Source organism: Pseudomonas sp. 43(2021), assembly GCF_017490805.1.
Taxonomy (GTDB): Bacteria; Pseudomonadota; Gammaproteobacteria; order Pseudomonadales; family Pseudomonadaceae; genus Aquipseudomonas.
The window spans coordinates 77,243-90,387 of record NZ_JAFGYJ010000007.1 but is presented as its reverse complement, the minus strand read 5'-3'; the positions used below and the strand labels follow the sequence as shown (position 1 = coordinate 90,387).

The following is a 13,145-nucleotide window of genomic DNA, read 5'->3' as shown; positions in this document are numbered from 1 at the left end:
GCACAAGGTTAAGCTGAGATGCAAAAATTGTATACAATCTGCTGTGTGGATAAGATCAGTCGGTTCTAGACCATGGTCTGGTTTAGAGGAAACATCCCACGAATGAACTACTCTGATCCGGCGACGTTCGAAATATAAGGCGTCGTGGCCAAATACGGACAGGAGGGTCGTTCATGCTTGCGCAACTTCCACCGGCACTGCAGAGCCTGCATCTGCCGCTGCGGCTGAAACTGTGGGACGGTAACCAGTTCGATCTGGGGCCTAGCCCGCAGGTCACCATCCTGGTCAAGGAGCCGCAGCTGATCAGCCAGTTGAGCCACCCGAGCATGGACCAGCTGGGCACGGCATTTGTCGAAGGCAAGCTGGAGCTGGAAGGCGACATTGGTGAAGCCATCCGCGTATGTGATGAGCTGAGCGAAGCGCTACTGACCGACGAGGACAACGTCCCACCGCAACGGCGGGCCCATGACAAGAGCACCGACGCTGAAGCCATTTCCTACCATTACGATGTTTCCAACGCGTTCTACCAGCTCTGGCTGGATCAGGACATGGCCTACTCCTGCGCCTACTTCCGCGAGCCGGACAACACGCTGGATCAGGCACAGCAGGACAAATTCGATCACCTGTGCCGCAAGCTGCGGCTGGACGCCGGTGACTACCTGCTCGACGTTGGTTGTGGCTGGGGTGGGCTGGCGCGTTTCGCTGCTCGCGAATATGGCGCCAAGGTGTTTGGTATCACCTTGAGCAAGGAGCAGCTCAAGCTCGGCCGCGAGCGGGTCAAGGCCGAGGGGCTGGCCGACAGGGTCGACCTGCAGATTCTCGACTACCGCGATCTGCCTCAGGATGGCCGCTTCGACAAGGTTGTCAGCGTTGGCATGTTCGAGCATGTCGGGCATGCCAACCTGGCGCTGTATAGCCAGAAACTGTTCGGAGCCGTGAGGGAAGGGGGCCTGGTGATGAACCACGGTATCACCGCCAAGCATGTGGATGGCCGCCCGGTCGGGCGTGGCGCTGGCGAGTTCATCGACCGCTACGTGTTCCCCCATGGCGAGCTGCCGCACCTGTCAATGATCAGCGCCAGCATCTGTGAAGCGGGGCTGGAGGTGGTGGACGTGGAAAGCCTGCGTTTGCACTACGCCAAGACTTTGCACCACTGGAGCGAGAACCTGGAGAACCAGTTGCACAAGGCAGCGGCGCTGGTGCCCGAGAAGACCTTGCGCATCTGGCGCCTGTACCTGGCCGGGTGTGCCTATGCCTTCCAGAAGGGCTGGATCAACCTGCACCAGATACTGGCCGTGAAGCCCTACGCCGATGGGCACCATGATCTACCCTGGACGCGTGAAGACTTGTATCGCTGAATTGCAACCAAGCACGCAAGCGCGACACCATACCCTGTGGGAGCGGGTTTACCCGCGAATGCGTCGGTACAGCCACTGACGTCTTCGCGGGTAAACCCGCTCCCACAAGGGCCGCGATACCTTGCGAGGTGCGCAGACGCATCACAGAATCGGCGAAATCAGCCGCGCAATCCGCATCCCCAGTTGCTGCAGCCGATGGGTATCGCGGCTGTCCTCTGCAGTAATTTCCCGTGCCTGTTCAAAGTCATTGATCAGCATGTTCTCGACCTGGTCGGCGAAGCCGCGGTCGACCGTCAGCAGGGTGATCTCGAAGTTCAGGCGGAACGAGCGGTTGTCCAGGTTGGCACTGCCGATCGCACTGACATCGTCATCCACCAGCACCACCTTCTGGTGCAGGAAGCCCGGTTGATAGCGGAACATGCGTACACCCGCACGTACTGCTTCGAAGGCGAACAGACTGGAGGCGGCATAGACGATGCGATGGTCTGGACGTGACGGGATCAGCACGCGCACATCGACCCCACGCAGTACCGCCAGGCGCAGGGCGGCAAACACCGCCTCGTCGGGGATGAAGTACGGGCTGGTGATCCACACGCGCCGGGTGGCTGAATGAATAGCCTCAAGAAAGAACAGCGAGCAGGTTTCCTGTGGGTCGGCCGGGCCGCTGGCCAAGGCTTGGCACAGCACGCCGTTGTCCGGGTAGGCGTCCGGCAGGATCAGCGGCGGTAGCTGGCGCGCGGCCCAATACCAGTCCTCGGCGAACGACTCCTGCAGGCAGGCCAGCACCGGCCCGCTGATCTGCACATGGGTGTCGCGCCAGGGTGAGAGCTGCGGGTCGCCACCAAGGTACTCATCGCCCACGTTATGCCCGCCGATGAAACCGAGCAGGCCATCCACCACCACGATCTTGCGGTGGTTGCGGAAGTTCACCTGGAAGCGGTTGAACCAGCCACGACGGGTAGCGAAGGCATGGATCTGTACACCACCGTCGCGCAGTAGCTGGCTGTAGCTGGCCGGCAAGGCATGGCTGCCGACGCGGTCGTACAGCACGAACACCTGCACCCCCTCGGCGGCTTTGCGCAGCAGCAGTTGCTGCAACGCCTTGCCCAGGCTGTCGTCATGGATGATGAAGAACTGCACCAGCACCACGGCGCGGGCTTTTTCGATGGCGGCGAAGATGGCATCGAATGTCGCCTTGCCATCGATCAGCAGCTTCACCTGGTTGCTGGCCAGGCAGGGCATGCGCCCGAGCTTGGGCATGGCGCGCAGGGCCGCATAGCTTTCCGACTCGCGGGCGGTGAGGGCTTCTTCTACCCAAGGCCGCCAGTTGAGGTTGGCCATGGCCACGTGCATTTCCTGGTTGGCCTGTCGCCGGGCCTTGATATAGGCGTAGAACGAGCGGGCACCGAAGATCAGGTAAGGGATCAGGGTGAGGTAGGGGATGAAGAACAACGGCATCGCCCAGGCGATTGCGCCCTGGGCAGTGCGCACGGTGAACAGTGCGTGCAGTGCGGCGACGATACCCAGCAGATGAACCAGGCCGAGTAGATAACCGAAGAAGTAGGGGCTGTGGTAGTCCATATGCATCCTGCTGGCCGAGTACACTTGAGTAACAGAACACGTTCCCGGTCCGTCTTGCAACCTGCGGGTGGATTTGGCGTCTAAGGCTCAGCCCGGCCCGCTTGGCCGGCTTTTTTCCAGGAGCGTTCGTCCATGAAGATTCGTCTGCCACTGTTGGCGTTGGCCCTAGGTGTGAGCAGCCCGCTGGTGCATGCCCAGATGCTGCAGCCAGGTTTGTGGGAGCTGACCACCAGCAACATGCAGGTCGATGGCAAGCCGTTACCCGACATGGAGTTCATGCTCGGCCAGTTGAAGAACCTGCCGCCGGAGCAGCGTGCGATGATGGAAGGGGTGCTGGCCAAACAGGGGGTGACTGTTGGGGGCAAGGGGGTGCGCTCGTGCCTGACGCCAGAACAGGTGGCAACCAACGATATCCCGCTGCAGGACCCGAAGTCAGGTTGTACCCAGAAGATCACCGACCGCACCGGCAATGTGTGGAAATTCCAGTTCAGTTGCCCCAAGGCACAGGGCAGTGGCCAGGCGACTTTCCTCAGTGACCGGGAGTTCACCACACAGGTCAATGGCACCTTCAACGCCTCGGGTGTTCAGCAGCAAGGCAGCATGAACACCCGTGCCGTGTGGCTGGGTAATGATTGCGGTTCGGTCAAGCCGCGCAGCTGACATCCCATTGCCACTGGCTGGTCGCGACAGCGTCGTGGGCATGCAGGCTTTCTGCATGTTCCACGCGCAGCTTGAAGGCCGTGCTCCACTCTATTTGCCGTAGCGCCTTGTGCAGGCGTCGTGCGGCGTCTTCGCAGAACATCAGGTTCTGGCCGTTGGCCAAGGCAAAGGCTTGCTCGTCTGCGCGCTTTACCGCGGTCTGTACCGCTGTCCCCAGGCTGGCTTCTATGCGGTCGATCAGCTCGGTAATTGGCAGTACCTGCTGATTGCTGCGCAGCCTTACCCGGATTTGTGCGCTACTGCGTTGGCTATGGGGCGTCGCTACGATGCCTTCGGCGCTGCCAAGCCACTGCAGCACTGCAGATTTTTCGACCTGCTCAGCGCCGAAATGCGCCTGGAACTGCTGCTGAATCAGCTGCCGTGCAAGTGCAGCCGAGCATGGGCAGGTCGACGAGTAAGGCACGGAAACGGATAGTTCCACGTGGAACATTTCGTTTTCCATCCTTGCGTCGACTGTTACCGCATAGCTTTTCCAACCATCCAATGGGCTGACCAGGGCTGGCCTTTTCAGCAGATGGTCGAAGTGCAGGCGCAGATAAGCCGCAGAAGAAAGGCCTTCGTGGCTGCTCAGAAAGTGAGCCAGCAGTTGGTGCATGGCGAGCGGCGTCAGGGGCTGATGCTCCAGGGAAGCCAGGGCAAGGTAAAGCCGAGACATATGGATACCCCGTGAGCTGCCGTCTACCAGGCTTACACCGGCATCGATGGTTGCAGCCGCCGTGCGCCCTTCGAACTGCACAGGCAGGGCGATCCCGCACATACCCACCCAGTTCAACGGCAAGGCATATTCCTGGGATTGGGCGGCAATGTCGGGGAGCTTGAGCTGGTTCATTTGGCATTCCAAACAGAAGGGGAGCACGCGTCCGTCGAGAACGGGCTTGGCGAAATTGTATTGTTACTTTATAACATTGTGCAATGCATCGTTTCGAATGCGCTCGCCTGAAGAGGTTTCGCCATGTCCAACCGTCTCCCTGTCACCGTGCTGTCCGGCTTCCTTGGTGCCGGCAAGAGCACTTTGCTCAACCATGTGCTGCGTAACCGCGACAACCTGCGGGTCGCGGTCATCGTCAACGACATGAGCGAAATCAACATCGACGCCAGCGAGGTGCAGCGCAACGTCAGCCTCAACCGTGCCGAGGAAAAGCTGGTGGAGATGAGCAATGGCTGCATCTGCTGCACGCTGCGAGAAGACCTGCTCGAGGAAGTGGCACGGTTGGCCGAAGAAGGGCGTTTCGATTATTTGCTGATCGAGTCCACCGGGATCTCGGAGCCGCTGCCGGTGGCCGAGACCTTCACCTTTCGTGACGAACAGGGCCGCAGCCTGTCCGACATGGCGCGGCTGGACACCATGGTCACCGTGGTCGATGGCCTGAACTTCCTGCGTGATTACCAGGCAGCAGACAGTCTGGCCAGCCGTGGCGAAACCCTGGGTGAGGAGGACGAGCGCTCGATCAGTGACTTGTTGATCGAGCAGGTCGAGTTCGCCGATGTGCTGTTGCTGAGCAAGATCGACCTGATCAGCCAGCACGAGCGCGAAGAGCTCATGGCCATTCTGCGCAGCCTCAATGCCCGGGCGCAGATCGTGCCCATGGTCATGGGCCAGGTGCCGCTGGCGCGCATTCTCGATACCGGCCTGTTCGACTTCGACCAGGCTGCCCAGGCACCGGGCTGGCTGCAGGAGCTACGTGGCGAGCATGTGCCGGAGACCGAAGAGTACGGCATTGCCGCCACCACCTGGCAGGCCCGGCGTCCGCTTCATCCACAGCGCTTCTTCGATTTTATCCACACGCCCTGGAGCAATGGCCGACTGCTGCGTTCGAAAGGTTTTTTCTGGTTGGCCAGCAAGTACCAGGAGGCCGGAAGCTGGTCGCAGGCGGGCGGCATGATGCGCCATGGCCTGGCGGGCCGCTGGTGGCGTTTTGTGCCGCGCGAGCAGTGGCCACAGGATGTGGATAACACTGCGGCGATCATGAAAAACTGGGCTGCCGAGAGTGGTGACTGCCGCCAGGAACTGGTGTTCATCGGGCAGAACATCGACTTCGTAAAATTATCCACAGCACTTGATGCATGCCTGTTGACCGATCAGGAAATGGACTTGGGGCACATGGGCTGGTTGCGTCTGCCCGATCCGTTCGGCCCATGGCATGAGGAGGCGGCAGCATGAACCCCGCACGCAAGCCTGTGGATATCTTCCAGATGTTCGGCGAGACACCGCAGGTGCTGACCGAAGTGCTGCAGGACGGCGTGAACCTGGCGGTATGGCGCCGGCGTTTGCCGCCGCAGCTGGAGGACTTTGCCACGCTGGTAGTCGGCCTTGGCCAGCCCTTGGCAGACCAGCGCGTCATCGATGTGGACGAGCAGCACATGCCGGTACTGACCGAGTTGTTGCGCGAAGCGGCGGACTTGCACGGCTACGAGGCATTCGTGGCCGATGTGACCTGGCTGGTGGCAGCTTATACCTGCCTGGTGGGTGCGCGGCGGGTCGGTTTGCGCCTGCGGGTACTGGCTGGCCCCATGTGCCCGCGCTTTCATGTGGATAACGTGCCGCTGCGTCTGCTCACCACCTATACCGGTCCGGGCAGCGAGTGGTTGCAAGAGCACAGGAGTCAACGCGGTGAGTTACACGCAGCCCTACCTTCTGTGGATAACATCCAGCACCTGCAAGCTGGTGATGTGGCGGTGCTCAAAGGTGAGAAGTGGCAGGGCAACGAAGGTGCGGGCCTGGTGCACCGTTCGCCCTCGGGCCAGCAGGGGCGCCTGTTGCTCAGCCTTGACTGGCTGGCATGACGGCGCATAGTGAGGCATCACTATTGCCCGAAGCCACCCATGCTGCAGAACATTCCCACCCACGTGATTGCCGGCCCGTTGGGGGCCGGCAAGACCACCCTGATCCGTCATCTGCTGGCCCAGCGCCCGGCCAATGAGCGCTGGGCTGTATTGATCAACGAATTCGGCCTGGTAGGCCTGGATGCCGCCTTGCTCAGCCGTGACGAAGACGGCATCGCCATCGGCGAGGTCGCAGGTGGCTGCCTGTGCTGCGTCAATGGCATGCCGTTCCAGGTGGGCCTGGGCCGGCTGCTGCGCAAATCCCGGCCTGACCGGTTGTTTATCGAGCCGTCCGGGCTGGGTCATCCCTTGCAGTTACTTGCCCAGTTACAACAGGCTCCTTGGGCTGGAGTGCTGACAATACAGCCATTGCTGATGGTCGTGGATGCGCAGTCGATGGTCCGCAACGAGCAGCTTCCGGAGGCTCAACAGCAGGCGTTCGATGCTTCTGAAAGCATTGTTTTCAACAAATCAGAGGCTGTGAATGAAGATTATAAGTTGTTGATAAATAACAGATTATATGGAAAGAAAATATTCTGGACCGTCCAAGGGAAGCTGCCCTTTTCGGACCTTCCAACTATACCCAAGGGCATTGTCGACAGCTCGTTTGTGGATAACAGGATTGTCGACAATCCTGTAGATCCACCGGCAGCGCTATGGGCGGACCCCGGCCAGCCGATCTGTCTTGCCCAGCAGGGAGAGGGGGGTTGGAGCATCGGCTGGCGCTGGCACCCCGGGCAGCAGTTTTATCCACAGCGGCTGCAGGCGTTCCTGCGTGCCTGGCCGTGGCGACGCGCCAAAGGGGTTATCCACAGTGTGGAGGGTTGGCAATCATTCAATGGCCTGAATGGAGACATGCCCACCTGGCAGCCCAGCGACTGGCGCAGGGATACTCGCATCGAGCTGATTTTCGATCAGCCGCAATCGCAACCCGCGTTGCAAGCCGGGTTGAGCGAATGCCGCGTCAGCTGATCAGTTGCGCCAGCGGTTGTGCTCCTGGCGCCACTGCTGCATCTCGATGACATTGTCGGCGCGGGGCGGGGTCTTGATCTCGAACGGGTAGGGCGCCAGTTCGATCTGCACGCTGTGGGCGCCGAACTGGGTCACGGTACCGGGGTGGCGCTGCTCGCCGGTGACGGTGAATTCGAAGGCGTAGACGCGCGCCAGGCGCTTGCGGCCGTTGGCGTCACGGACAAAGGCGATACGCTTGAGTGCGACCGCATCGTCGAGCAGTTCGAGGTCGAGTTTGGCGCAATGCTGTTTGACCCGCTCCAGGGCTTTTTCGCGCAACCCGTGGTTGTGCCACAACCAGGCGCCTGCCGTGGCGACCAGCATCAGGACGAAGAGGTTTTCCAGGGTCAACATTTGCATATGCTCCAAACAGGTCGATCCAGCTTAACTGCGTCCCTGGCCTGTCGTACAGGTGGCAATCGAGTTCATACTGCGCTGCGCACAATCCCTGAAACAGCTTTGGAAACCTCCCGCATGAAACGTACCCCGCACCTGCTCGCCATCCAGTCCCATGTGGTGTTCGGCCACGCCGGCAACAGCGCCGCGGTGTTTCCCATGCAGCGTATCGGGGTCAATGTGTGGCCGCTCAATACCGTGCAGTTCTCCAATCACACACAGTATGGCCAGTGGGCGGGTGAAGTGCTTGCCCCGGCGCAAATTCCTGCGTTGGTGGAAGGCATTTCCAACATCGGCGAGCTGGGCCACTGCGACGCGGTGCTGTCCGGCTACCTGGGCAGTGCCGAACAAGGGCGGGCGATTCTGGCCGGCGTCGAGCGGATCAAGGCAGTAAACCCAAAGGCCTTGTACCTGTGCGACCCGGTCATGGGGCACCCGGAGAAGGGCTGTATCGTGCCAGCGGAAGTCAGCGAGTTCCTGCTCGACGAGGCGGCCGCCACGGCTGACATCCTGTGCCCCAACCAGCTGGAGCTGGACAGCTTCTGTGGGCGCCGGGCGCAGTCGCTGGAGGACTGTGTGAACATGGCCCGTAGCCTGCTGCAGCGCGGGCCGCAGGTGGTGCTGGTCAAGCACCTGGCTTACCCCGGGCGTGCCGAGGACCAGTTCGAGATGCTGCTGGTGACTGCCGAGCACAGCTGGCACCTGCGTCGCCCGCTGCTGGCGTTCCCACGGCAGCCGGTGGGGGTGGGTGACCTGACCTCAGGCCTGTTCCTGGCCCGCGTGCTGCTCGGCGACAGCTGGGTGCAGGCGTTCGAGTTCACCGCTGCAGCCGTGCACGAAGTGCTGCTGGAAACCCAGGCCTGCGCCAGCTACGAGCTGCAACTGGTGCGGGCCCAGGACCGCATCGCGCACCCACGGGTGCGCTTCGAGGCACAGCTGCTGGCGCTTTAAATGGCGTCGGTTTTCAGGTCCTGGTAGCGCTTTTCCAGTTCCTGGCGGATCTGCCGGCGCTGCTGGCCCTGCAGGAAGCGGCGCTTTTCTTCGCTGCTTTGCGGCTGGCGTGGCGGCACCGGCACCGGGCGACGGTTGTCGTCGACCGCGACCATGGTGAAGAAGCAGCTGTTGGAATGGCGTACCGAGCGCTCGCGGATGTTCTCGGTCACCACCTTGATGCCTACCTCCATCGAGGTGTTGCCGGTGTAGTTGACCGACGCCAGGAAGGTCACCAGTTCGCCCACGTGCACCGGCTCGCGGAAGATCACCTGGTCGACCGACAAGGTGACCACATAACTGCCGGCATAGCGGCTGGCGCACGCATAGGCCACTTCGTCGAGGTACTTGAGCAGGGTGCCGCCATGTACGTTGCCAGAAAAGTTGGCCATGTCCGGGGTCATCAGGACGGTCATGCTCAGCTGGGCGTTTCCAGGTTCCATAGTGTGCTCACGGTGAGGTTGCGCTGAATCGGGCGAATGGGGGGTATTATCTGCAGACACTTCTGTTCCCCTCTTTTGAATTTGCCTTCCTGATACGGGACGTTGGCTGACGCTCCATCGTCACGCCGATCATGCCATCAGCGGCGCTTTTCCAGCCGATCTGTTTCTGCATATTGCACCGCCTTTTTGCGGCGGGGTGCGATGTTAACCTGACTACGCCCATGCAACATGGGCCTTTCCTGCATTCAAAACAGTATGTACTTGCTGCTCGCTCAGGGTTGCCTTGGCAGAGGAGCGGTCTGCCCAGGCATCCAGCAACGGACGAGAAAAAGGAGTATCACGCCATGCATGCCATCAGCTTCATCCAGGACCTGGCTGTCATCATGCTGGTTGCCGGCGTGGTCACCGTACTCTTTCACCGCCTCAAGCAACCCGTGGTGCTGGGCTACATCGTCGCCGGCTTCATCATCGGCCCGCACACCCCACCGTTCGGCCTGATCCACGACGAAGACACCATCAAGACCCTCGCCGAACTGGGGGTGATCTTCCTGATGTTCTGCCTGGGGCTCGAGTTCAGCCTGCGCAAGCTGTTCAAGGTAGGCGCCACGGCGTTCATCGCGGCGTTCCTGGAAATCGTGCTGATGATCTGGATCGGCTTCGAGATCGGCCGCTGGTTCGGCTGGAACACCATGGATTCGCTGTTCCTCGGTGCCATCCTGGCAATTTCCTCGACCACCATCATCGTCAAGGCGCTCAACGACCTGAAGATGAAGAACGAGCGTTTCGCCCAGCTTATCTTCGGCGTGCTGATCGTCGAGGACATTCTCGGCATCGGTATCATCGCTCTGCTGTCGGGCATTGCCGTCAGTGGCACGGTCAGCTCGGGCGAGGTGTTCTCCACTGTTGGCAAGCTGTCGCTGTTCATGATCGTCGCGCTGGTCATCGGCATCCTGCTGGTGCCGCGGCTGCTGGCCTACGTGGCCAAATTCGAAAGCAACGAGATGTTGCTGATTACCGTACTGGGCCTGTGCTTCGGCTTCTGCCTGCTGGTAGTGAAGCTGGAATACAGCATGGTGCTGGGTGCCTTCCTGATTGGCGCGATCATGGCCGAATCGCGCCAGCTGCTGAAGATCGAGAGCCTGATCGAACCGGTACGCGACCTGTTCAGCGCCATCTTCTTCGTCGCCATCGGCCTGATGATCGACCCCCAGGTGCTGATCGACTACGCCTGGCCGATCGTGGTCATTACCTTGGCAGTGGTGTTGGGCAAGATGCTGTCATGCGGCATGGGCGCGTTCATTGCCGGCAATGACGGGCGCACATCGCTGCGGGTGGGCATGGGGCTTTCGCAGATTGGCGAGTTTTCCTTCATCATCGCCGCGCTGGGCATGACCCTGCAGGTGACCAGCGACTTCCTCTACCCGGTGGCTGTGGCGGTATCGGCAATCACCACGCTGCTGACACCCTACCTGATCCGCGCCGCCGACCCGCTGTCGCTGAAGCTGGGCAAGGTAGTGCCCAGCCGTCTGGCGCGGGTGCTGTCGTTGTATGGCGAATGGTTGCGCAGCATCCAGCCGCAGGGCGAGAGCGCCATGCTGGCGGCGATGATCCGGCGCATCCTGTTGCAGGTGGGGGTGAACCTGGCGCTGGTGATCGCCATCTTCTTCAGTGGTGGCTACTTCGCCGGGCGTATCGGCAACTGGCTCAGTGAGTGGGTCAGCGATGCCAGCCAGCAGAAAGCGCTGATCTGGGGGGCGGCGTTGTTGCTGTCGCTGCCGTTCCTGATTGCTGCCTATCGCAAGCTCAAGGCGCTGTCGATGCTGTTGGCAGAGATGGGCGTCAAGCCCGAAATGGCCGGGCGGCATACCCAGCGTGTGCGCCGAGTGATTGCCGAGGTGATCCCGCTGTTGTCGCTACTGGTGATTTTCCTGCTGCTGTCGGCGCTGTCGGCAAGCATTCTGCCGACCAGCGAGTTGCTGCTGGTGATTGCCGTGGTGGCTGCGGTGGTGGTGGCCTTGCTGTGGCGCTGGTTTATCCGCGTGCATACGCGCATGCAGATTGCCTTGCTGGAGACGCTGGAGAACAGCCGCGAGAATACGCACTGAAGGGGGCATGCTTCCTGCGCAAGATTTCACCGTCGTCCGAGGGGATGGAGCGGTAGCGATGTCGCCAGGCGCAGAAAGCCTGGCGATTTTAACTACATTGATGGCACTGGGCCATAGATTTTCCTATTCCTGTGCCGGCCTCTTCGCGGGTAAACCCGCTCCCACAGGGACTGCACAGGTGTTGAACATTGTGCAGTCCCTGTGGGAGCGGGGAGGCCGGCACAGTCAGCATCAAATCAGAGGTTGGAATCAGCTCTCCAGCCAGACATCCCGCGCCCAGTGCCACACCGATTCCCAGCTGTCTTCGCCGACGATTTCCTCTTCGGCATCCCACAGCACCACGGTCCCGTCTTCTTCGACGCAGTAGTAGTTGTCGCCGTCCTGGCACAGCGGAATCAGGTCACGGGGTACGCCGGCATCCCAGGCATTGGCGGCGACGTCGGGCAGGTAGGTATGCGACTGTGGGTCGGTAACTGTCACTGGTTCCAGAGAGCCATACACCACGTCACTGACGGTCAGCAGGAACTCTTTGAACACGAACGGAATGTTGATGAACAGCTCTTCTTCGATCTCGACCAGCAGGTCCTCGTCGGGAAGCTCAAGGGGCACCGGCACTGGCTCGTTGGCTTCACGGAGTTGTTCGATCACTTCTTCCACGGTTCGCTTCCTCTGACCTAGATGACAACGCTGCGCGTTATACCCTAGTAGGCCACTCCGGCAAAAGCAAAACCCCGGGACAGGCCCGGGGTTTTTTGTGCAGCACGCAGCGATTAGCCGTTTTGACGGATACCGGCCACCAGCCAAGGCTGGTTTTCGCCCTGGGCGCGGACCATGTGCCAGCTTTCGCTGAACACTTCGCCCTGGTCGAAGCGCGAGTTCTTCGACACGCCACGGAAGGTCAGGGTGGCGTCGGTACGGTCGGCGCGGTCGTCGACACCGTCCAGCTGCACATCGAGGTTGTCGATGTAGGTGGACTGGAAGCCATCACCCAGTTCAGCGCGCTCGCGCTTGAGGAACTCGAGCATCTGCGGGGTGACGAACTCGGCGATCTTGTCCATCTCGTTGGCGTCCCAGTGCTGCTGCAGCGCCTGGAAGTGGTTGCGGGCGGCAGCCAGGAAGTTCTGCTCGTTGAACCAGGCCGGGGCGTTGATCACCGGGGCGGCTGCGGCAGCAGGTGCGGCCGAACCACCGAAGATCGACGGCTGGGCAGGCTGGGCGTGAGCTTCACGGTGCATTGGTGCATGGCCCGGCATGGCCATTTGCGGCTGCTGCTGGCGACGGCGCGCGGCGATGAAGCGGAACACCAGGAAGGCGATCAGCGCCACGATCAGGAAGTCCATGATCTGGAAGCCTTCGAAACCGTCGCCCATGAACATGGAAGCCAGCAGGCCACCGGCGGCGAGGCCGGCCAGTGGGCCCAACCAGCGCGAAGCACCGCTGGCGGCCGGAGCTGCACGGCCAGGTGCGGTCGGCGCGGCGGCAGGCGTGGTTGGCGTGGCCTGGCGGGTCTGGTGAATAGGCGCGGAGCCCGAGCTCTTGCCGCCGCCAAAGCGCTTGGCGTTGGCGTCCAGGCTCAGCGTCAGGCCGACGCAGAGCGCCAGAGCGATGCTAAGAAAACGTTGCATAAGTGGGATATCCCCTGTTGTGGATTGCACGCGCGTCATGGTGCACAGGTTCCCGGGCACATGACCAGCGACATAATGTTTCGAGCTTTTGCC

The 13,145-nt window shown here is 61.2% G+C and carries 13 protein-coding genes; 7 read left to right on the top strand and 6 right to left on the bottom strand.

What is annotated here, in order from left to right:
- Positions 1–173: 173 nt before the first annotated feature.
- Positions 174–1,358: a C17 cyclopropane fatty acid synthase CfaB gene (gene cfaB, locus J5M71_RS08210; protein ID WP_207831391.1), complete on the top strand. Its 1,185-nt coding sequence runs from the start codon at positions 174–176 to the stop codon at positions 1,356–1,358.
- Positions 1,359–1,499: 141 nt separating this feature from the next.
- On the opposite strand, the gene cls is transcribed toward cfaB, so the two are convergent.
- Entirely contained in the window at positions 1,500–2,939 is a 1,440-nt protein-coding gene (cls, locus tag J5M71_RS08205) for a cardiolipin synthase (protein WP_207831389.1), read from the bottom strand.
- Positions 2,940–3,071: 132 nt separating this feature from the next.
- On the opposite strand from cls, the gene J5M71_RS08200 reads away from it, so the two are divergent.
- Positions 3,072–3,599, top strand: a complete 528-nt coding sequence (locus J5M71_RS08200; RefSeq protein WP_015272374.1) for a DUF3617 domain-containing protein — start codon at positions 3,072–3,074, stop codon at positions 3,597–3,599.
- Here J5M71_RS08200 and folE2 read toward each other — a convergent pair.
- Positions 3,583–4,488: a GTP cyclohydrolase FolE2 gene (gene folE2, locus J5M71_RS08195; RefSeq protein ID WP_207831387.1), complete on the bottom strand. Its 906-nt coding sequence runs from the start codon at positions 4,486–4,488 to the stop codon at positions 3,583–3,585. The two genes, J5M71_RS08200 and folE2, sit on opposite strands and share 17 nt — an antisense overlap.
- Before the next feature lie 123 nt (positions 4,489–4,611).
- On the opposite strand from folE2, the gene zigA reads away from it, so the two are divergent.
- From zigA to J5M71_RS08180, 3 genes are read left to right on the top strand one after another with little or no spacing between them, the layout of a single operon-like run.
- Complete coding sequence (gene zigA / locus J5M71_RS08190; RefSeq protein WP_207831385.1) at positions 4,612–5,820, top strand: zinc metallochaperone GTPase ZigA; 1,209 nt, start codon at positions 4,612–4,614, stop codon at positions 5,818–5,820.
- Entirely contained in the window at positions 5,817–6,443 is a 627-nt protein-coding gene (locus tag J5M71_RS08185; protein WP_207831383.1) for a DUF1826 domain-containing protein, read from the top strand. The genes zigA and J5M71_RS08185 overlap by 4 nt, the downstream gene beginning before the upstream one ends.
- A gap of 39 nt (positions 6,444–6,482) precedes the next feature.
- Positions 6,483–7,454, top strand: a complete 972-nt coding sequence (locus J5M71_RS08180) for a CobW family GTP-binding protein (RefSeq protein ID WP_207831381.1) — start codon at positions 6,483–6,485, stop codon at positions 7,452–7,454.
- Here the strand turns inward: J5M71_RS08180 and J5M71_RS08175 are convergent, their stop codons facing one another.
- Positions 7,455–7,847, bottom strand: a complete 393-nt coding sequence (locus J5M71_RS08175) for a DUF3301 domain-containing protein (protein ID WP_013974846.1) — start codon at positions 7,845–7,847, stop codon at positions 7,455–7,457.
- Positions 7,848–7,967: 120 nt separating this feature from the next.
- On the opposite strand from J5M71_RS08175, the gene pdxY reads away from it, so the two are divergent.
- A complete protein-coding gene (gene pdxY / locus J5M71_RS08170; RefSeq protein WP_207831378.1) occupies positions 7,968–8,840 on the top strand; it encodes a pyridoxal kinase PdxY in 873 nt (290 codons plus the stop codon).
- On the opposite strand, the gene J5M71_RS08165 is transcribed toward pdxY, so the two are convergent.
- Positions 8,837–9,322 carry an acyl-CoA thioesterase gene (locus tag J5M71_RS08165; protein ID WP_009683536.1) on the bottom strand — a complete coding sequence of 162 codons (486 nt, stop codon included), beginning with the start codon at positions 9,320–9,322 and terminating at the stop codon, positions 8,837–8,839. The genes pdxY and J5M71_RS08165 overlap by 4 nt on opposite strands.
- A 344-nt stretch (positions 9,323–9,666) precedes the next feature.
- On the opposite strand from J5M71_RS08165, the gene J5M71_RS08160 reads away from it, so the two are divergent.
- Positions 9,667–11,427 carry a cation:proton antiporter gene (locus tag J5M71_RS08160; RefSeq protein ID WP_063912277.1) on the top strand — a complete coding sequence of 587 codons (1,761 nt, stop codon included), beginning with the start codon at positions 9,667–9,669 and terminating at the stop codon, positions 11,425–11,427.
- 249 nt (positions 11,428–11,676) lie between these two features.
- Here the strand turns inward: J5M71_RS08160 and J5M71_RS08155 are convergent, their stop codons facing one another.
- Both J5M71_RS08155 and J5M71_RS08150 read right to left on the bottom strand, forming a co-directional pair.
- Positions 11,677–12,084, bottom strand: a complete 408-nt coding sequence (locus J5M71_RS08155; protein WP_013974843.1) for an SMI1/KNR4 family protein — start codon at positions 12,082–12,084, stop codon at positions 11,677–11,679.
- A 113-nt stretch (positions 12,085–12,197) separates the two neighbouring features.
- Positions 12,198–13,052: a TIM44-like domain-containing protein gene (locus J5M71_RS08150; RefSeq protein ID WP_207831376.1), complete on the bottom strand. Its 855-nt coding sequence runs from the start codon at positions 13,050–13,052 to the stop codon at positions 12,198–12,200.
- Positions 13,053–13,145 lie beyond the last annotated feature (93 nt).